This is a genomic window from Sphingomonas azotifigens NBRC 15497, assembly GCF_002091475.1.
In the GTDB taxonomy this organism is placed as follows: domain Bacteria; phylum Pseudomonadota; class Alphaproteobacteria; order Sphingomonadales; family Sphingomonadaceae; genus Sphingomonas; species Sphingomonas azotifigens.
The window spans coordinates 37,075-55,801 of sequence record NZ_BCTR01000024.1 but is presented as its reverse complement, the minus strand read 5'-3'; the positions used below and the strand labels follow the sequence as shown (position 1 = coordinate 55,801).

Genomic DNA, 18,727 nt, shown 5'->3' with positions numbered 1-18,727 from the left:
ACGCTTGCCGACCTCGCCGAACGCGCCGCGCGGCTCGCCAAGGCGGACCTCGTCACCGGCATGGTCGGCGAGTTCCCCGAGTTGCAGGGCCTGATGGGCGGCTATTACGCCGCTGCGCAGGGTGAAGACCCGGCGGTCGCCGCGGCGATCCGCGATCACTACAAGCCGGTCGGGCAGGGCGACGACGTCCCCACCGATCCGGTGACGGTGGCGGTGGCGCTGGCGGACAAGCTGGACAGCATCACCCAGTTCTTCGGCGTCGACCTCAAGCCGAGCGGCTCCAAGGACCCGTTCGCATTGCGGCGCTCGGCACTGGGCGTGCTGGCGATCCTGCTCGACAATGGCCTGCGCTTTCCGCTGCTTCGCTCGGTCAGCCAGGACGTGCTCGACTTCTTCGCCGACCGCCTCAAGGTCCAGCAGCGCGAGGCGGGCGTTCGCCACGACCTGATCGACGCGGTGTTTGCGCTCGGTGGCGAGGACGATCTCGTCCGCCTGCTCGCGCGGGTGAAGGCGCTGCAGGCGTTTGTCGGCACCGAGGACGGCGCCAACCTGCTCGCCGGCTACAAGCGCGCGGCAAACATCCTCAAGAAGGAAGGCGTCGGCACTGCCAGTGCTCCTGCGGAAGCAGGAGCCCAGGGTAGTGAAGGGCAGGGCAACCCTGGGCCCCTGCTTTCGCAGGGGAGCGAAGTCGCGCAGCACGCGTCCGGGTTCGCCTACGATCCCGAACCCACCGAGGCCGCGCTTGCCGCCGCTCTCGACGCGGCCGAACCCAAGGCGACCGCCGCGATCGAAGCCGAGCAGTTCGAGGACGCCATGGCCGCGCTCGCGATCCTGCGCGCGCCGATCGATGCCTTCTTCGATCAGGTGACCGTCAACGATGCCGATCCGGCCAAGCGCGCCGCGCGCCTCGGCCTGCTCGCACGGATGCGTGATGCAGTGCACAAGGTGGCGGACTTCGCCAAGATCGAAGGTTGACGGCTCAATTGTACGATTAATCATCGGTAAAATTGGCCAGAAACTGCCATTGTCCTGAAATAAACCGAGGCCGACAACGCAATCAGTGGTTCCTGAGTCTTCGCAGCTGCGGTAGCGGCCCTTCTGTCTCGAAGGGGCGCTTTCGACCGGAAGGGGATCAGAATGACGCAATATGTGTACCGCTTCGGCGGTGGTGTTTCGGACGGCGGTGCGGGCGACAAGAATCTGCTCGGCGGCAAGGGCGCGAACCTTGCCGAGATGGCCTCGATCGGGCTGCCGGTGCCGCCGGGCTTCACCATCTCCACCGCGATGTGCACGCGTTATTATGAGGAAGGCGAGACCTTCCCGGAGAGCGTGAAGGCCGAGGTCGCGAACGGCATCGCGCATATCGCCGCGATCACCGGCAAGCAGTTCGGCGACGCGGCCGATCCGCTGCTTGTCTCGGTCCGATCGGGCGCGCGCGTCTCGATGCCGGGGATGATGGACACCGTCCTCAACCTCGGCCTCAACGACCAGACCGTGCAGGGGCTGGCCGCCACCAGCGGCGATGACCGCTTCGCCTGGGACAGCTATCGCCGCTTCATCCAGATGTATGCCGATGTGGTGCTCGGCCTCGACCATGGCCGGTTCGAGGAAGCGCTGGAGATCGCCAAGGAAGATCGCGGCTTCACGCTCGATACCGAGCTGTCGGCCAGCGATCTCCAGGCGCTGGTCGCCGAATATAAGAGCATCGTCGAGGCGCTGTGGAACAAGCCGTTCCCGCAGGACGTGCACGACCAGCTCTGGGGCGCGATCGGCGCGGTGTTCGGGTCGTGGCAGTCGGAGCGCGCCAAGGTCTATCGCCGGTTGAACGACATCCCGGCCGATTGGGGCACGGCGGTGAACGTGCAGGCGATGGTGTTCGGCAATATGGGCGACACCTCGGCGACGGGCGTGGCCTTCACCCGCGACCCCTCGACCGGCGAGCGCGCTTATTATGGCGAGTTCCTGATCAACGCGCAGGGCGAGGACGTCGTCGCCGGCATCCGCACGCCGCAATACCTCACCCAGCGCGCCCGTGAGGCGGCAGGCGCCAAGCCCGCCTCGATGGAAGAGGCGATGCCCGAGGTCTATGGCGAATTGGCGGCGGTGTTCGACCGGCTCGAAACCCATTACCGCGACATGCAGGACATCGAGTTCACCGTCGAACGCGCCAAATTGTGGATGCTGCAGACGCGCAGCGGCAAGCGCACCGCCAAGGCGGCGCTCAAGATTGCGGTCGACATGGCGAACGAGGGGCTGATCACCCGCGAGGAAGCGATCCTGCGCGTCGACCCCGCCGCGCTCGACCAGCTGCTCCACCCGACGCTCGATCCCAAGGCGCCGCGCGACGTGCTGACCAAGGGGCTGCCCGCCTCGCCGGGTGCGGCCTCGGGCCTTGCGGTGTTCGACAGCGACACGGCGGAGAAGCGCGCCAATGCGGGCGATGCGGTGATCCTGATCCGCGTCGAGACCAGCCCCGAGGACATTCACGGCATGCACGCGGCGCGCGGCATCCTCACCGCACGCGGCGGCATGACCAGCCATGCGGCGGTCGTCGCGCGCGGCATGGGGCGTCCTTGCGTCTCCGGCGCGGGCAGCCTGTCGATCAACGCGCGCGAGAAGGTGATGCGGGTGGGTAGCCGTGAGGTCCGCGAGGGCGACATGGTGACGATCGACGGTGCCACCGGCGAAGTCATGGCCGGCCAGGTGCCGACCGTGCAGCCCGAGCTGTCGGGCGATTTCGGCACGCTGATGACCTGGGCCGACGAGGTCCGCCGCCTCAAGGTCCGCGCCAATGCCGAGACGCCGCTCGATTGCCGCACCGCGCGCGAGTTCGGCGCCGAGGGCGTCGGCCTGTGCCGCACCGAGCACATGTTCTTCGAGCAGAGCCGCATCACCGCGGTGCGCCAGATGATCCTCGCCGAGGACGAGGCCGGCCGACGCGCCGCGCTCGAGAAGCTGCTGCCCGAACAGCGCAGCGACTTCCTCGAAATCTTCGAGGTGATGGCGGGGCTGCCGGTGACGATCCGCCTGCTCGATCCGCCGCTCCACGAATTCCTGCCGCACGAAGAGGCGGAGTTCGCCGAAGTCGCCACGGCAGCGGGGGTGGACGTGGATACGCTCAAGCGTCGGGCGGCCGAGCTGCACGAGTTCAACCCGATGCTCGGCCATCGCGGCTGCCGCCTCGGCGTGACCTATCCCGAAATCTACGAGATGCAGGCGCGCGCGATCTTCGAGGCGGCGATTGCCGTGGCCGAGAGGTCGGGTGCGGCGCCGGTGCCGGAAGTCATGATCCCGCTCGTTGCCACCAAGCGCGAGCTGGAGCTGATGAAGGCGGTGGTCGACAAGGCGGCGCAAGCGGTGTTCGCCGAAAAGGGCCGCACGCTCGACTATCTGGTCGGCACGATGATCGAGCTGCCGCGCGCAGCACTCATGGCGGGCGAGATCGCCGAGGTCGGCGCCTTCTTCTCGTTCGGCACCAACGACCTCACCCAGACCACGCTGGGCGTGAGCCGCGACGATGCCTCGCGCTTCCTGACGACCTATGTCGAGAAGGGCATCTACGCCAAGGATCCGTTCGTGAGCCTCGACGTGGAGGGTGTCGGCCAGCTGATCGCGCTCGCCGCCGAGCGCGGGCGTAAGACGCGGGGCGACATCAAGCTCGGCATCTGCGGCGAACATGGCGGCGATCCGGCGTCGATCGCGTTCTGCGAGAAGACGGGGCTCGATTATGTCTCGGCGTCGCCCTATCGCGTGCCGATCGCGCGGCTTGCGGCAGCGCAGGCGGCAATTCGAGGAAAGTGATGCTGGTAGTGGCGGTAGCGGTAGCGACGGACGATGCGGCGGCACTCAGCCGCGACCTTCTCGCCAGCCCTACCGCCACCGCCGTGCTGGAACGCCGCTGCGGCGGGCCGATCCGGGCGCAAGTGGACCGCACGGCACACAAGGACCCGACGCTCGAGCAGCGGACGCGGCTGGGCGTGGGGCCGGACGAGCGGGTGGTCTATCGCAGCGTCGTGCTCAGTTGCGCGGGCGTGGCCTTGTCGCTCGCCGAGAACTGGTATGTGCCCTCGCGGCTGACCCCGGAGATGAACGCCGCGCTGGAGCAGGGGGATACTCCGTTCGGTGCGGTGATCCGGCCGCTCCACCCGCACCGTAAGCCGCTGGAGCAGGTGCTGACGGGCGTTGCGCCATACGTGCTCCGCCACCGTGCGCTGGTGCTGGATGGCGAGGGCCGGGCGCTGGCGGAAGTGGTGGAGAATTACACGACGGCGGTGCTTCGGTAAGCGCTTCCGCCCGCAAGCCCCACCCCTTCAGGGGAGGGGTTGGGGTGGGGCAGTGTCTCGCAGACCAGCTTCTGTTTCAATATCTCCGATCCAACGCCTTTCACGGTGGGGGCGGGACCCTTCTGCGTCCCCGGCACTCGGCTTCTCCGTCAGGCCCCACCCCCAACCCCTCCCCTGAAGGGGAGGGGCTTTTTTCGCTTATCCGCCCCCCAAACGAGAAACGCCCCCCTTCCGCGTGGGAAGAGGGGCGCTTCCGGGGATAGCCCGGTGTCGGTCGATCAGAACTTGGTCGTGGCCGACAGGTAGAAGGTGCGACCGGTGCGGCTGGCCATCTGGAAGGTGTCCGCGGTGGTCTGATAGGCGTCTTCGTGGGTGTTGTTCAGGTTGATGATGCCGCCGGTGAAGCTCAGCCACTTGTTGGGCGTGAAGCCCAGCGCCAGGTCCATCTGGGTGCGCGAGCGCACCGTGTGGATCTCGCCGCCGTTGACGAAGAAGCTGCTGGCGGCGTCCTGCTTGTACGAGCTGCGGTGGTTGACCGAGAAGCGCACGCTGAACATCTCGTTTTCCCAATAGGGCGTGATGTTGGCGGTGAACTTCGACAGGTCGCGCAGGTTGAAGCCGGTGCCCAGCGCGCTCGAATTGGTGTCGACCAGCGTCACGTTGCCGGTGGCGCCGAAGCCCTTGACCGGCAGGAAGCCATCGAAATTCTCAGTCGCCGAGAATTCGACGCCCTTGATGTGGATGGTGCGGTTGTCGTTCAGCACGCGGCTGAAGCTGTAGTCGCTCTTCAGGTCCGCCGACTGGCAGTCGGTGGTCACGCCGTTCAGCGCCACGCCGTTGTACGAGGTGGGGCAGTAGAACTGGGTGAAGGTGCCGTTCTTCACCGCCTTGTAGAAGCCGGCGACGCTGATCGAGTTGCCGCGGCCATGGTAGAATTCCAGGCTGAGGTCGAGCTGGTTCGCGGTCAGCGGCTTGAGGCGCGATTCACCTGCCGAAACGCTGGTGAAGGGGCGCTTCTGCTGCGAAATGCCGGTGCTGATGGTGTCGGCCATCTGCGTCTGGCTGTTGAGCAGCGGGCGCACCAGCACCTTGGCCGCGGCGAAGCGGGCGACCAGCTTCGGCGTCAGGTCGAGGGCGAAGCTCGCGCTCGGCAGGACGTTGCCATAATCCTGGATGATGTGCTGCTGGCCGAGCAGCGCGGCGTCGCTGCCGGTGCCGTCGGTCAGGCTGGCGGTGACGTTCTGGTGGGTGTGCTCGTAGCGCACGCCCAGGTTGCCGCGCAGCGCCATGCCGCCGACCGTGGTGTCGACATTGGCCATGGCATAGACGGCGGGCACGTAGCGATCGACGCGATAGGTGCTGGGCCAATCGGGCACGTCCGGCACGGTGATGCCCTTCGAGGCGAGCACGCGCTGCCATTCGTCGGCATTGGTCGACAGGAACGAATGCGGGATCGACATCGCGCCGTCGAGGAAGTTGGTGACCAGCTGGCCCGTCGTGCCGAGGTTCGGGATCCAGGCATATTCGGGGTACTTCACCGTATCGGTCACATCGCCATCGCGGTCATGGCGATAGGCGTTGGTGGCGAAGCTCTCGTGGTGATACTTGGCGCCGATCACCAGCGACTGGATACCGTGCCAGCCGAGGTCCTTGGTGACGTCGAACTGTGCGGCCTTGTCCTTGGCGGTCTGGATGTGCGTGGCACCATCGACGAACGCGAACCAGGTGCGGTTGGCGGTGTTCCACAGCGAGCCGTCGGTCAGGCTCTGGGTGGTCCACTTGATGTTGCTCGGGTTCGAGATGTCGAGCGTGCCGCCCTGCGCGAAGTTGACTTCGTCGATCGACGCCCATTCGTACAGCGCCGCGTCGCCCTTGGTGTAGTGGGCGACGGCGTGCACCTTCCAGGTGTCGCCCGGCTGCCAGTTGATCGTGCCGGTATAGGCCTGGGTCTTCAGGTTGCGCAGTTCGGGCTGGGTATTGTTGTCGACGTTGAAGTTGCTGATGGTGATGTTGTTGGCGATGCCATTGGCCTTGCCATTCACCTTCACCGCGCTCGACGCCCAGCGGCCGAACACGTACTGGCGGGTGGTGTAGCGGGTGTGGTCGCGCGAATATTCGCCCTGCAGCAGCGCTTCGAAATTGTCGCTCGGCTTCCACTGGAGCGCGCCGCTGGCCATCAGCTGCTCGGTATCGCGATCGATGCGGCGGAACCGGAAATTGCCCGGCACACGCACGTCGGGATCGATCACGCCGGCATTGTACCAGTTCTTGATGAAGACGTAATCGCCGCGGTCCTTCAGCTTCTGGTAGCTGACGTTCGCCATCACGCCCAGCGTGCCGCCGGCGAAGGTGTCGATGTACGCGCCGCTGACCTTGGGCGTCCACTCCTTGCCGCGATATTCCGAGTTGTAGCCCTTCACGCCGACGATGAAGCGCGGGCCCTTATAGGCGAGCGGCTTCACGGTATCGATGTTGACGGTGCCCGAAAGGCCACCGGTGTCCATGTCCGCGGTCGGCGACTTCACCACCTGGATCGCGCTGGCGAGATCGGTCTGGATGATGTCGTAGCGGAAGCCGTCCTTGAAGTCGGCGCTGGCGAAGGTCTGGCCGTTGATGGTGGTACGGGCGTACTGTGCGCCAAGGCCACGGATGCTGATCGTCGACCCGCGGCCGTTGATGTTCGACATCTGGACGCCGGGGATCCGCTGGATCGCTTCGGTGATGTTCTGCGCCGGGAACTTGCCGATATCCTCGGCCGAGATGCCGTCGGTGATACGGATGTCCTTGCGCTTCGCGTCGAGCGCGGAGGCGAGGCTGGAGCGGAAGCCGGTAACGACGATCTCGCCGCCGGAATCGTCCTGACCCTGCGCGGCCGGGGCGTCGCTCGTCTGGGCGAGCGCCGGGTCACCCAGCGCGATGGCGGCAATACAGCCTGCCGAGAGCAGTACCAACTTGGTACCGGTAACAGCGCTACGCGCCTTGCATGTCGTGTGACTCAGCATCAAACCACCCCTCATCAAAAATGGCGAACCCTGCTGCGGTGCTCTATTTTCTGTCCCGAGCTTGCTACCCGTGGTCCGACAAATCTCCGGGAGGCCTGACCAATTGTCAAGCCACTCAGGGACAAATACATGACCTATTCAAGACGTGGCTGTGAATGGTATCGCCGTGCGCTATCTGCAGCTGGTGCAACAGCGGTGGGGCCTGCTCGATGCCTGATGGCCAAAAGCGGTTTCAAGCAGCGGAAAAGCAGCGGAAAGTTCCGGGCGGTTTCCGGGCCATACGATGTGGGCGGATGGCGGGCGGCGCACCAACGAAATCGCCCGAGCGTGGCGCCCGGGCGACAGTCAACTAAAATATCGCAACTAGTTTGGCGACGTCACGCCAAATGGTCGAAGCGTCGCAGATGCTCGTCCGTCCGCCCGGCCCGCAGCAGTGCCGCCTGTTCGCGCCAGTGTTCGCCGACGATCGTGCCGCGGGGAAGCCCGAGTCGCTCCTCCAGCGCCAGCTCGTCCTCCGGGCGCAGGTCCTCGATGTCTCGGAAGTGCTGGATACCGAGTTCGTTGAGCTGGCGCTCGCGATGTTCGTCGATACCGTGAATCCGCGCGAGCACATCGGTGCCGCCATAGAACCAGCTGCGGATCGCCGAGTCGCGGCGGGGCGCCGGATCGCTCGCGGGGAGGGCGCGCATCTCGGTCTGCCGACGTTCGAGCTGCGCATTCGCCGTCTCCAGCTCGCGGATCTGCGCGTTGGCCGCCGTCAGTTCGTTGCGGGCCGCGGCATGCGCATCGCGCTCTGCCTCGTAACGCTCGCGCCAGCGCCGCCCGCCCGCGCTGGTCGCCATGCCAAGCAGCCAGCCCGCGACGAGCGCGAGCGCAAGGCCGATGAACTGCAGCGGGGTAGTATAGGGTAAGTCGCTCATCGATAAGGCTCCTGGCGTCCCGCCAAGAACCGGTCAGGCCGCATGAGGTTCCGGTCGGATCAATGCATCAGGGCATCGTTGATCGAGCAGGCGGCCGGTCCGAGAATGACGATGAACAGGACCGGCAGGATGAACAGGATCAGCGGGGCGGTCATGATTGCCGGCAGCCGGGCGGCCTTTTCTTCGGCGCGCATCATGCGTTCGTTGCGAAACTCTGCAGCCAGCACGCGCAGCGCGGAGGCGAGCGGCGTGCCGTACTTCTCGGTCTGGATCATCGTCGTCACGACACCGCGGATCGCCTCAAGATCGATCCGCACCGCGAGATTCTCAAAGGCAGTGCGGCGATCGGTGAGAAAGCCGAGCTCGACCGCGGTCAGCGAGAATTCCTCACCGAGTTCCGGATAGGCACGGCTCAGCTCGCGCGCGACGCGGCCGAAGGCTGCGTCGACGGTGAGACCCGCCTCGGCGCAGATCACCAGCAGGTCCAGTGCGTCGGGCAGGCCCTTGCGGATGGCGTGGCTGCGCTTCTGGATGCGGTTCTTCAGGTAGAGGTCGGGTGTCTTGTAGGCGAGGATCAGCGTGCCGGCGACCAGGCCATAGGCCTTGAGCGGCGACCAGGTGGCGAATTGCTGCGTGCCGTAGACGAGGTACAGCATCGGCCCGCCGATCACGATCGGCAGCACCAGCCGCCCGAAGATCACGCCCACCGCCCATTCGCGGCGGCGGATGCCGGCCTGGAGCAGCTTGCGCTGGGCGACCTTGAGCTGTTCGTCCTGCAGCACCTTGAGGCCGGTGAGCAGGCTGCGGATGCGGTCGGTCGTCTCGCTGCGCTGGACCAGCTTGGCGCGGCGCTTCACCTGCGCGGCGGCGATCCCGGCCTTCAGCTGCTCGCGCCGTTCGTTGAGCGCCTTCACCCGCCGCGCCATCGGATTGCGCACGGTGGTCGCGGCGTAGATGGCGACGAGCACCGAAAAGGCGGCGACGCCCGACAGGATCGTCGCGACCCAGGTGACATCGATGCCGAGCAGGGTGGGGCCGGTGGGGTCCATCGCCGTCAGATCTCGAAATTGACCATCTTGGCCATGATGAAGGCGCCGATCGCCATCCAGACCAGCCCGCCGCCGCCGGCGACGATCAGCCGCGGATCGGTGAAGAAGTGCATCATGTAGTTGTTGTTGATGAACCACACGAGCCCGAAGACGACGAACGGCAGCGCGCCGACGATCAGCGCCGAGGCCTTGCTCTCCGATGACATCGCCTTGATCTTCAGCTTCATCTGCGCGCGTTTGCGCAGCACGTCGGAAAGGTTGTTCAGCGTCTCGGCGAGGTTGCCGCCGGTTTCGCGCTGGATCGCGATGGTGATGGTGAAGAACTGGAATTCGGGCGTGCCGAGCCGATCCGCAGTTTCCTGGAGCGCGGCATCGAGCGTGCGGCCGATCTTCATCTTGTCGCTGATCGCGCGGAATTCCTCGCCGACCGGCCCGTCCACTTCCTGCCCCACCACGCCCATCGTCTCGGTGATCGGCAGGCCGGAGCGCAGGCCGCGCACCAGCAGGTCGATCGCGTCGGGGAAGGCGGCGGTGAACTTGGCGATCCGCCGGCCGATGAAGAAGCCGACGACGAAGTGCGGCAGCCCGACGCCGACGAAGATACCGAACAGCAGCGCGAGCAGCAGCGGCGCACCCTTGAGCAGCAACAGGCTCATGGTGGCGAGCGTGAGCAACAGAGTGGCGAGGCCGTACTGGCCCAGCGTCCAGCTCTTGCCGGTCATCGCCAGCCGGCGCTCGAGCTGTTCCTGGTTCGGCAGCAGCCGCGCCAGCGTCAGGTCGAAGCCGGAGGCCTGGGCGGTCGAGATGCGGCGAAGCTGCGCCTCCATCGCGTTCGTACCGCTGGCGCTCACCATGTGCCGGTCGCGCAGCGAGGTCAGCCGCCGGGCGCTGGCGCGCTGCGCCGACGGACCGGACAGCGCCAGCACCAGCAGCACCAGCACCGCCGCCGCGGCGATCACGAGCATCAGGAGCGGCATCAGCGCCATCGGCCGGCTATTTCTTCTTGCTCGCCATCAGCGCCTTCAGGTCGCCCAGCTTGCTGAGCAGCGACCCGCCCTTGGCGGCGACCTGCGGCTCGCTGCCTTCGCCGGCATCGGTGGTGTCGAGGATGCGGCGGACGAGTTCGGCAAGCGGCGCGATCCCGCGATGGTTGCGGCCCACCTCGGCGATCGGCTTGCCCAGCTTGGCGGCCTGGCTGGCGATCTTGGGCTCGAACGGCAGCACCATGTCGATGCTGCGCTCGATCGAGCCTTCAAAGTCCTTGCGGCTGATTTCGAGGAGGGCCGGCTGGGGAACCTTGTTGGCGACGATGCACAGCTGCGTCTGCGGCGCATTCGACTTGAACCAGCTGAGGATGCGGATCGTGTCGCGCGCGGCGGCAAGGGTGAACTCGGTGACCAGCACTGCCACCTGCACATCGGCGATCAGGTGCGGATGCTGGACCAGCATCTGGCGCGGCAGATCGGTGACGGTGCATTCGAAGGCGCCGCGCATCTCCTCCTGCAGCTGGTAGAAGGCGGCGCCGTCGCCGAGCAGCGGTGCGTTGATCGGCGCTTCGGCGGACAGGACGGCTAGCCGCTCGGACGCGCGGACCATCGCCCGCTCGATGAACAGCCCGTCGATGCGGCTCGGATTCTCGATCGCGTCGGTCAGACCGCGGCCGGGCTCGAGGTCCAGCGCCAGCGCGCCGGTGCCGAAATGCACGTCGAGGTCGAGCAGCGCGGTGGTGCGTGCCTGGCGCTCGCTCATCAGCCAGGCAAGCGAGGTCGCGATGCTGGTCGCGCCGCAACCGCCGCGGGTGCCGATCACGGCGACCGCGCAGTGCGGGCGGGCCAGTCCGGCGTCGCTCGACTTGGGCGCGGCGAGCGCGCTCTGCGCCTGAAGGAACGCGTCGCGCAGCATGTCCGGGTGGATCGGCTTGAGCAGATAATCGTGGATGCCGCTGGCGACGAGGTCGCGGTAGAGCCGCACGTCGTTCACCGCGCCGGCGGTGAGCACGATGGTGCCCGGCTCGCACACTTCGGCGAGCGCGTTGATGTCGTTCAGCGGGTCGCTCGATTCGGACAGGTCGACGAACAGGATGTTCGGGCTGGCCGAGACGGCGAGCGTCTGCACCGCGTTGCGCAGCCCGCCCTTGTTGACCTTTTCCGGCGACCAGCCGAGCTCGACCGCGATCGGGCGCATCAGCTCTGCCGTTGCCTCGTCGCAGACAAAGGCGGTGAACGGCTCGCGGCTCGCGGCGCGCGCGGGGTTGAAGGGCATGTTCACTTCGGGCTGCTCCCGGCCGAGTCGCCCTTCACCGTCGCACCGCCGGCACCCGAGGGGACGGCGGCGCGATAGGCGCCGATGGCCTTGCTCATGGTCAGCGGATCGGCGGTGGGGGAGCCCGGCGCGCCGCGCACCAGATCGGCCGGATCGGCGACCATCGCGGCAAGGTTGGATGCGGTGGCGCAGCCGAAATTGGAGCTGGTGCTGGCGTCCGCGGTCATCGTCGTCGGGTGCGAATAATCGGGGCATCCTGGCACGCTCGCCGTGGTGCGGGTGAGCACGATGCGGACGGTGCCGGCGCCATCGGGACGGCCGGTGGCCGGCGCGCGATCGGCCAGCAGCAGCCCGTAGCGGCCGGCGGCGGCGGCCACCTCGGCGCGCCCGGTGCTGCCGTCGCCGCCGTCGTCGATCGACAGGCGGTCGCCATAGCGCAGGTTTATCGCCGCCATCCATTCGGTCAGTCGCCGATCCTCGCCGGGGGCGAGGCGGCCGCTATCGGCCTGGAGGTCGAGCGTCAGGTCCTGGCGGGCGACCACCGGCTGGTGCACCGAATCCAGGCTGCCATTATAGCCGGCGCAGCCCGCCAGCAGCAGGCTGGGGGCGAGAAGGGCGAAGGCGGGGCGCGGGAACAAGGCGGTTCTCCTCGGGGAGCGCATCACAGGCCGAAGCCCGGCGTGGCGGCGGCGTTCTTCGACTTGCGGCCGGGGCTGGGCGGCGCGACCGGCGCGGGCACCAGCGCATCCGTCGCCGGCGCGGCGCTGGACGGGGCCATCTGCGGCATCGGGCGTTCGCTACCGCTCTTGCCCCCGGCCAGTTCGCCGAGGAACAGGCGGTTGAAGTCGTTCGGCGCCTTGTAGCCGTCGGTCGGCAGGCGGATCTGGTTCGCGTTGACCGGGCGGACCAGATAGGGGGTGATCACGATCACCAGCTCGGTCTCGTTGCGCTGGAAGCCGTTCGAGCGGAACAGCGCGCCGAGGATCGGCATGTCGCCCAGGCCCGGCGTCTTGGTGATCGAGTTGTTGTGGCTGTTCTGCAGCAGCCCGCCGATCACCATGCTCTCGCCCGATCCCATTTCCACCGTGGTCTCGCTGCGGCGGGTGGTGAGCGCAGGGATGGTGGTATTGGCCAGTGTCACCGCGCCCGAGGACGAGAGCTGCGACACTTCCGGCCGAACGTGCAGTGAGATGCGCCCGTCTGCCAGCACGGTGGGCGTGAAGGCGAGGCTGACGCCATATTGCTTGTACTCGACCGTCGTCGTGCCGAGCGCCTGCGCGATCGGGATGGGGATCTCGCCGCCCGCCAGGAAGTTCGCGGTCTCGCCCGACAGTGCGGTGAGGCTGGGCGAGGCGAGGGTGGAAACCTGGCCGATCGTCTCGCCGAAATCGAGGCTGGCGAGCAGATCGGTACCGAGGAAATGGCCCGCCGCGCCGACCAGCGTGTTGCCCGCGCTCGGATTGGGGAAGGTGAACACCTTGCCGCCCTTCACCGCCCCGCTTGCCGGGTCCTGCGTGTCGCCGGTCCAGGTGGTGATCGATCCCTGCTTGCCCTGGCTGATCCCGAACAGGAAGCTGCCATGGTCGCGATTGGTGAGATTGACGTTGAGGTTCTTGACGAAGCTGCGGCTCACCTCGGCGAAGCGGACCTGCAGCTGCACCTGCAGCGGCGTGGCGGTGCGCAGCCGGTTGACCACGCCGATCTTGAGCGCGGCGTTGGTATCGTCGACCTTCACGCCGGGGTTTAGCAGGCTGGTGACCAGCCGCTGCGCCTGCTCGCTGTCCTGCGGCGAGCGGACCGTGCCGTTGAGCACGGCGATCTGGCCGACGGTGGTGACGGTGATGTCCGAATCCGGCATCGCCGCCTTCATCATCGCATCGATGCTGCTGATGTTCTGGCTGACGCGGATATTGGCCGAATAGACCACTGCGCCGGCGGCATTGGTGGCGAACACCGTCGCTTCGCCGAACGCCTTGCCATAGAGGTGGATCTGGCGGCTGCTCGCGACATAGACGTCGGCGACGCCGGGGTTCGACGTCCAGACATTGGCGGCGGCGGCGGGAAGCGTGACGAGCTCGCCTTCGCCGATCGACAGCAGCACGTCGCGGGCCGGGCGCTGGCTGCCGGCGGGCAGCTGCGCCATGCGAGCGACGGGCCGGGCGGGCTTGGCGGCGCGGTTCTGGGCGAAGGCCGACTGGGCGGCGAGCAGGGCAGCGACGGCCGCCGCGCCGAGAGGCAGGGTGCGGTGCATGTTCAGTTCTTCCCCCCCACGGGTACCAGGCTGGCATCGCTGCCGCGGACGACACGCACGACCGGGCCGGTCGACGGGGCCGCGCCCGGATAGCTGGTCGCGACGGGCGGCGGTGCCGCGCCTTCGGACTTGGCCGGCACGGTGCGGCGCTGGAAGCGCGAGACATCGGCGCCGGTGACGAAGCTGTCGCTCGCATCCTGCGGGCGGCTGGCGGCATGGGCGAGGAACGCCTTTTCCTTGGCGGGATCCTCCGGCACGCTCACTGCGCCGCTGGCGATCGCCTCGTCGAGGTCGCTCTGCGTGTCGGCGAGCGAGCGCAGCGACAGCGACAGCGTGCCGACGGTCTGCGCGACCGCGATCTTCTCGGCGATCTTCGGCGTCGCCTCCACGGTGACCGTCGAATAGGCGGTGACGATCGTCTTGCCCTTGTCGTCGATCTGCTTGTCGGTGCGCTGGTCGGTGGCGAGCACGCGCAGGTTGCGCAGCACGGTTTCGGAGGCGCGCAGCGGCGGGCCTTCGCCGTTCACCGTCTGGGTGAGGATCAGGTCGATATGGTCGCCCGGGAAGACGAAGCCGGCGACGGCGCTCTGGGCCGAGACGGGCACCGTCACCGCGCGCATGCCGGGCCCGAGCGCGGCGGCGAGGAAGCCGCGGTCGCCGGGCTTGACCAGCGCGCCCTGCGTCACCGGCTGGCCGGCGGGAACGGCGAAGCGCACCACGGTGCCCTGCAGCTTGGCCGGCTCGCTCTGGCCGCGGACGTAGTAGGCGCCCTGCACCAGGTCCTTCGGCCAGGGGCGGAATTCGAGCGCGGTCGCATCGAGGATGGTGCCGACCGGCAAGGCGCGCTTGGCGACGAGTACTTCGGTGGTGTTGACCGGCGGCGCGGCGGCACCGGCAGCGCCGTTCGCCATCGCGCCCGCGACCGGCGCCGGCGTGCCGATCACCAGGGTGCGCGCGAGAAACGCGGTGATCACGGCGATCACCAACGCTCCGACGAGCAGCAGAAGCCTACGTGCGTCCATGTTGAATCACGCCCTTTAGAGACTCGTTGGCCGACCCGGTTGTGGCGGCGTTAAGCATCATCCAATCCGGTTAAGAATCGGTTCGCTAAGGACAATCAGGGCCGAAAGGGTGATCGCGACGCCGTATGGCACCTCGATCGGGCCGCGCCTGCCGCCCCTGCGAACCTTTTTCTCCAGCAACATCAGTATGGTGAGCGCGCCGCCCAGCAGCGACATCAGCACCAGCATGCGCAGCAGCGGCATCGGCGGCAGCCACAGCGCCAGCGCGCCGATCAGCTTGACGTCGCCGCCGCCCATCATGCCGAGCGCGAAGACGCCGACGAACAGCGCGAAGACCAGCGCCGCACATCCGATCTGGAGGGCGATGTCCGGCCAGAGTCCCATGCCGCTCGCCCACCACCAGAGCGGGGCGGCAAGCGCGAGCGCCGCGGTCTTGGCATTGGCGATGGTACGATAGCGAATATCCTCGATCCCGGCCGCGACCAGGAGCAGCGCGGGCGCGCCGAGCAGCAGTGCCTGGAAGATCGCCCCCATGCGCGAAGGGGTAGACGGGCGGGCTTACGAAACCGTAACCACGCCGCATGGCAGTTTCCCGTACCGTTCGCCGTGAGATCCCCGCAGGCGCACAGGTGGACCAGTGGCAGGCGCCCGACGGCTGGGGGCTCCGTCGCTTCCACTGGCCCGCCGAGGGCGCGGCGCGCGGCAGCCTGTTGTTCCAGACCGGCCGCGGCGACGTGTTCGAGAAATATCTGGAGAGCTTCGCGCACTGGCACGCGCTGGGCTGGACGGTCACCGCGTTCGACTGGCGCGGGCAGGGGGGCTCGGGGCGGCTGACACCCAGGGCGAATTGCGGCCATATCGACGATTTCACGACCTATGTCGCCGACCTGCGTGCCTTCGCCGCGCAATGGACTGCCGAGACCTCCGGCCCCCATGTCGTGCTCGGCCATTCGATGGGCGGGCATCTGGTGCTGCGTGGCCTCATGGAAGGCGCCATCGCGCCCGACGCGGCGGTGCTGGTTGCGCCGATGCTGGGGGTGCGTAGCGCGCTCGGCAAGCTGGCGCCGCCGCTGGCCGGGCTGCTCGCCCGGCTCGGCGATCCACGCCGCCCCGCCTGGAAGGGCAATGAGAAGCCCTATACCACCGAGACCCGCGCCAACCTGCTGACCCATGACCCCGATCGCTATGCCGACGAGCTGTGGTGGCAGGCGCAGGACCGCGCGCTGCTGACCGGCGCGCCGAGCTGGCAATGGCTGGTCGCGGCGTTCCGATCGATGGCGGATCTGGAGAAGGCGCCGCTGGAGCGGGTGCACACCCCGCTGCTGCTGCTCGTCGCCGAGGCGGACGGCTTGGTCGATGCCCGCGCCGCGCTGCGGATCGCGCCGCGCCTGCCCGATGCCGATGTCGTGCGGTTCGGCCCCGAAAGCGCGCACGAGATCCTGCGCGAGGCCGATCCGGTGCGGAACCGCGCGCTCGCCGCAATCGACGCCTTTCTCGATGCGCGGGCGCCGCGCCGGTGAGCGGGTTCGACATCGCCATCGTCGGCGCCGGCATCGCCGGGGCGAGCCTCGCGGCCGAACTGGCGCCGCATGCGCGCGTGCTGCTGCTCGAGGCGGAGGAGCGGCCCGGCTATCACGCCACCGGCCGCTCCGCCGCCTTCTGGTCCGAAACCTATGGCGGGCCGGATATCCAGCCGCTGACCACCGCCTCCGGGCCGATGCTGCGCGATGGCGGCTTCCTCGATCCGCTGGGCGAGCTGCATCTCGCCCGGCGCAGCGACGCGGAGCGTGTCGACGCATTCCTCCGCGCGTTCGAGGGCAGCGGGGTCGCGCTGGAGGTCGTCGATCCCCATGGGATCGTGCCGGGGCTGCGCGACGAGTGGGCGCTCGGCGTGCACGAACCCGGCTGTGCTTATATCGATGTCGCCGCCCTGCATCAGCATTTCCTCGCGCGCGCCAGGGCGGCGGGCGCGGTGATGCACTGCTCGGCGGCGCTGACCGGCGCGGTGCGCGCGGACGGTCACTGGCGGCTGGAGACGCGTGCCGGGAGCTTCGCCGCCGATCTGCTGGTCAACGCCGCCGGCGCCTGGGCGGACGGCGTCGCGGCAATGGCGGGCGCCGCGCCGATCGGCATCCGCGCCTATCGCCGCACCATGGTCCAGCTCCGGACCGATCCCGCACCGCCTTCGGCCTGCCCGCTGGTCAGCGATCTCGCCGGCAGCTTCTACTTCAAGCCCGAGGCCGGCGGTCGCCTCTGGCTGACGCCGCATGACGAGGTCGACAGCCCGCCCTGCGACGCCGCCCCCGAGGAGATCGACGTCGCGACCGCCATCCACCGGTTCGAACAGGTGGTCGACTGGCGGGTGGCGGCGCTCGAGCATCGCTGGGCAGGGCTGCGCAGCTTCGCGCCGGATCGACGGCCGGTCTATGGCTTCGATCCCGCCACGCCGGGCCTGTTCTGGTGCGCTGGGCAGGGCGGCTTCGGCATCCAGACCGCGCCCGCGGCGGCCCGATTGGCCTGCCAGTTGCTGCTGCGGCAGACCGCGGACCTCGATCCCGAACCCTACACCCCGGCGCGGTTCCTTGCCTGATTGGTAAGACCAAAGGCTTTGCGAAAATGCGCGTCGCGCCTATGAGACAAGGGTGATGAAACTCAATCGAAGCAAACTCTACCAGCGCGTCGCCGCATCGATCGCGGACGGCATCGAGGGCGGTCGCTGGGCCGTCGGCACCCGCCTGCCCGGCGAGCGCGATCTCGCCGAGGAATACAAGGTCAGCCGGCCGACGATCCGCGAGGCGATGATCGCGCTGGAGATGAAGGGCTGGATCGAGGCGCGGCACGGATCGGGCCTGTACGTCACCCACCGCGACAGCTCGGGCGGGTTGCGCGAGGACGCGCTGAACCTCGACATCGGCGCGTTCGACCTGACCGAGGCGCGGATCCTGTTCGAAGGCGAGGCGGCGGCGCTGGCGGCAGTGTCGATCACGCCCGAGCAGCTCGCCGAACTCGACCAGATCGCGCACGAAATGGCCGATCCCGCCACCGGCAATGCGACGCTGTTCGATGCCGATCACCGCTTCCACATCGCCGTCGCCAATGCCACCGGCAATGCGGCGATCCGCAGCGTGGTGGAGTATCTGTGGGACCTGCGCAGCCGCTCGCCGCTGTGCGCGAACATGTTCGATCGTGCACGCCGCAACGGCGTCAATCCGCGCTATGACGAGCACCGCCCGATCCTCGACGCGCTGCACGCGCGCGATCCGCACGGCGCCCGCGCGGCGATGCGGCGGCATCTGCGCGGGGTGGTCGACGATCTGCTCGAGGCGACCGAGCTGGAGCTGATCGAACGCGCCCGCAACGAGCTCGACGCGCGGCGCGACACGCTGGCCAAGCGGCTGGAAATCGGCCCGGCCTGACGCATTCCGCTACGGCAAGTGCGGCTTTCGCGGCGCTGCCCGACTCGGCGGAATTTCCTTGGGCACCGGGTCGCTTGTTCGGCCGCGCTGGTCTATGATGAAGGGGTGAGCAACGCTGCGATTCCCTTCGAATTCCGGGTCGATGTCGAACAGGACGACATCGACTTCATGGGGCATGTGAACAATGCCTCTTACCTGAAATGGGTGCAGGCAGCGGTGGTGAGCCACTGGCAGGCGCTGGCCCCGGTCGAGGCGGTCGCCGAGCACCTCTGGGTCGCGCTCAAGCACGAGATCACCTATCGCCGCCCGGCCTTTCTCGAGGACGATGTCGTTGCGACCGTGCTGCTGGAGAAGGTCCAGGGGGCGCGGGCCTTTTACGAGACGATCATCCGGCGCGGTTCCGAGGTGCTCGCCGAGGTGAAGTCGAGCTGGTGCTGCCTCGATGCCGAGACCAAGCGCCCGGCGCGGCTGGCGAAGGACGTGATCGACCATTTCTTCGTCAAGGCGGCCGATTGACGGAAA

The 18,727-nt window shown here is 68.0% G+C and carries 16 protein-coding genes; 7 read left to right on the top strand and 9 right to left on the bottom strand.

Annotated features, from left to right (window positions below; translation table 11 throughout):
• The 3 genes from SAZ01S_RS10395 to SAZ01S_RS10385 form a co-directional block, all read left to right on the top strand.
• The coding region (locus SAZ01S_RS10395; RefSeq protein WP_139810024.1) for a glycine--tRNA ligase subunit beta at window positions 1-975 on the top strand (975 nt) is incomplete at its 5' end.
• A 162-nt stretch (window positions 976-1,137) separates the two neighbouring features.
• Window positions 1,138-3,801 (top strand): pyruvate, phosphate dikinase, encoded by a 2,664-nt coding sequence (ppdK, locus tag SAZ01S_RS10390; RefSeq protein ID WP_084582201.1) that lies wholly within the window; start codon window positions 1,138-1,140, stop codon window positions 3,799-3,801.
• On the top strand, window positions 3,801-4,283 hold the full coding sequence (locus tag SAZ01S_RS10385) for a chorismate--pyruvate lyase family protein (RefSeq protein WP_084582200.1): 483 nt from the start codon (window positions 3,801-3,803) through the stop codon (window positions 4,281-4,283). Before ppdK ends, SAZ01S_RS10385 begins: the two co-directional genes overlap by 1 nt.
• 278 nt (window positions 4,284-4,561) lie before the next feature.
• Here SAZ01S_RS10385 and SAZ01S_RS10380 read toward each other — a convergent pair whose 3' ends face one another.
• The 9 genes from SAZ01S_RS10380 to SAZ01S_RS10340 form a co-directional block, all read right to left on the bottom strand.
• Window positions 4,562-7,285, bottom strand: coding sequence for a TonB-dependent receptor (locus SAZ01S_RS10380; protein ID WP_084582199.1), 2,724 nt, complete (start codon window positions 7,283-7,285; stop codon window positions 4,562-4,564).
• 377 nt (window positions 7,286-7,662) lie between these two features.
• Entirely contained in the window at window positions 7,663-8,205 is a 543-nt protein-coding gene (locus tag SAZ01S_RS10375; protein WP_084582198.1) for a helix-hairpin-helix domain-containing protein, read from the bottom strand.
• A 59-nt stretch (window positions 8,206-8,264) separates the two neighbouring features.
• Window positions 8,265-9,254 (bottom strand): type II secretion system F family protein, encoded by a 990-nt coding sequence (locus SAZ01S_RS10370; RefSeq protein ID WP_084582197.1) that lies wholly within the window; start codon window positions 9,252-9,254, stop codon window positions 8,265-8,267.
• 5 nt (window positions 9,255-9,259) lie between these two features.
• Window positions 9,260-10,240: a type II secretion system F family protein gene (locus SAZ01S_RS10365; protein WP_084582196.1), complete on the bottom strand. Its 981-nt coding sequence runs from the start codon at window positions 10,238-10,240 to the stop codon at window positions 9,260-9,262.
• 7 nt (window positions 10,241-10,247) lie between these two features.
• On the bottom strand, window positions 10,248-11,522 hold the full coding sequence (locus SAZ01S_RS10360) for a CpaE/TadZ family protein (RefSeq protein WP_084582195.1): 1,275 nt from the start codon (window positions 11,520-11,522) through the stop codon (window positions 10,248-10,250).
• On the bottom strand, window positions 11,519-12,154 hold the full coding sequence (locus SAZ01S_RS10355) for a CpaD family pilus assembly protein (protein WP_245824760.1): 636 nt from the start codon (window positions 12,152-12,154) through the stop codon (window positions 11,519-11,521). Before SAZ01S_RS10355 ends, SAZ01S_RS10360 begins: the two co-directional genes overlap by 4 nt.
• 23 nt (window positions 12,155-12,177) lie before the next feature.
• Window positions 12,178-13,767, bottom strand: coding sequence for a type II and III secretion system protein family protein (locus SAZ01S_RS10350; RefSeq protein ID WP_084582193.1), 1,590 nt, complete (start codon window positions 13,765-13,767; stop codon window positions 12,178-12,180).
• 2 nt (window positions 13,768-13,769) lie between these two features.
• The gene (gene cpaB / locus SAZ01S_RS10345) at window positions 13,770-14,789 is read right to left on the bottom strand and encodes a Flp pilus assembly protein CpaB (protein ID WP_084582192.1); all 1,020 of its coding nucleotides are present in this window, start codon (window positions 14,787-14,789) and stop codon (window positions 13,770-13,772) included.
• A gap of 57 nt (window positions 14,790-14,846) precedes the next feature.
• Window positions 14,847-15,323 (bottom strand): A24 family peptidase, encoded by a 477-nt coding sequence (locus tag SAZ01S_RS10340; protein ID WP_084582191.1) that lies wholly within the window; start codon window positions 15,321-15,323, stop codon window positions 14,847-14,849.
• A 47-nt stretch (window positions 15,324-15,370) separates the two neighbouring features.
• Between SAZ01S_RS10340 and SAZ01S_RS10335 the strand changes: the two genes are divergently transcribed.
• From SAZ01S_RS10335 to SAZ01S_RS10320, 4 genes are all read left to right on the top strand, one after another.
• Window positions 15,371-16,309, top strand: coding sequence for an alpha/beta fold hydrolase (locus tag SAZ01S_RS10335; RefSeq protein ID WP_084582190.1), 939 nt, complete (start codon window positions 15,371-15,373; stop codon window positions 16,307-16,309).
• Complete coding sequence (locus SAZ01S_RS10330) at window positions 16,306-17,379, top strand: NAD(P)/FAD-dependent oxidoreductase (RefSeq protein WP_084582189.1); 1,074 nt, start codon at window positions 16,306-16,308, stop codon at window positions 17,377-17,379. Before SAZ01S_RS10335 ends, SAZ01S_RS10330 begins: the two co-directional genes overlap by 4 nt.
• 55 nt (window positions 17,380-17,434) lie before the next feature.
• Window positions 17,435-18,205 (top strand): FadR/GntR family transcriptional regulator, encoded by a 771-nt coding sequence (locus SAZ01S_RS10325; RefSeq protein WP_084582188.1) that lies wholly within the window; start codon window positions 17,435-17,437, stop codon window positions 18,203-18,205.
• Window positions 18,206-18,310: 105 nt separating this feature from the next.
• Entirely contained in the window at window positions 18,311-18,721 is a 411-nt protein-coding gene (locus SAZ01S_RS10320) for an acyl-CoA thioesterase (protein WP_167693135.1), read from the top strand.
• Window positions 18,722-18,727 lie beyond the last annotated feature (6 nt).

Coding starts and splice junctions, on each gene's coding strand:
- ppdK (WP_084582201.1), top strand. CDS start 1,138: ATGACGCAATATGTGTACCGCTTCGGCGGTGGTGTTTCGGACGGCGGT.
- SAZ01S_RS10385 (WP_084582200.1), top strand. CDS start 3,801: ATGCTGGTAGTGGCGGTAGCGGTAGCGACGGACGATGCGGCGGCACTC.
- SAZ01S_RS10380 (WP_084582199.1), bottom strand. CDS start 7,285: ATGCTGAGTCACACGACATGCAAGGCGCGTAGCGCTGTTACCGGTACC.
- SAZ01S_RS10375 (WP_084582198.1), bottom strand. CDS start 8,205: ATGAGCGACTTACCCTATACTACCCCGCTGCAGTTCATCGGCCTTGCG.
- SAZ01S_RS10370 (WP_084582197.1), bottom strand. CDS start 9,254: ATGGACCCCACCGGCCCCACCCTGCTCGGCATCGATGTCACCTGGGTC.
- SAZ01S_RS10365 (WP_084582196.1), bottom strand. CDS start 10,240: ATGGCGCTGATGCCGCTCCTGATGCTCGTGATCGCCGCGGCGGCGGTG.
- SAZ01S_RS10350 (WP_084582193.1), bottom strand. CDS start 13,767: ATGCACCGCACCCTGCCTCTCGGCGCGGCGGCCGTCGCTGCCCTGCTC.
- cpaB (WP_084582192.1), bottom strand. CDS start 14,789: ATGGACGCACGTAGGCTTCTGCTGCTCGTCGGAGCGTTGGTGATCGCC.
- SAZ01S_RS10340 (WP_084582191.1), bottom strand. CDS start 15,323: ATGGGGGCGATCTTCCAGGCACTGCTGCTCGGCGCGCCCGCGCTGCTC.
- SAZ01S_RS10335 (WP_084582190.1), top strand. CDS start 15,371: ATGGCAGTTTCCCGTACCGTTCGCCGTGAGATCCCCGCAGGCGCACAG.
- SAZ01S_RS10325 (WP_084582188.1), top strand. CDS start 17,435: ATGAAACTCAATCGAAGCAAACTCTACCAGCGCGTCGCCGCATCGATC.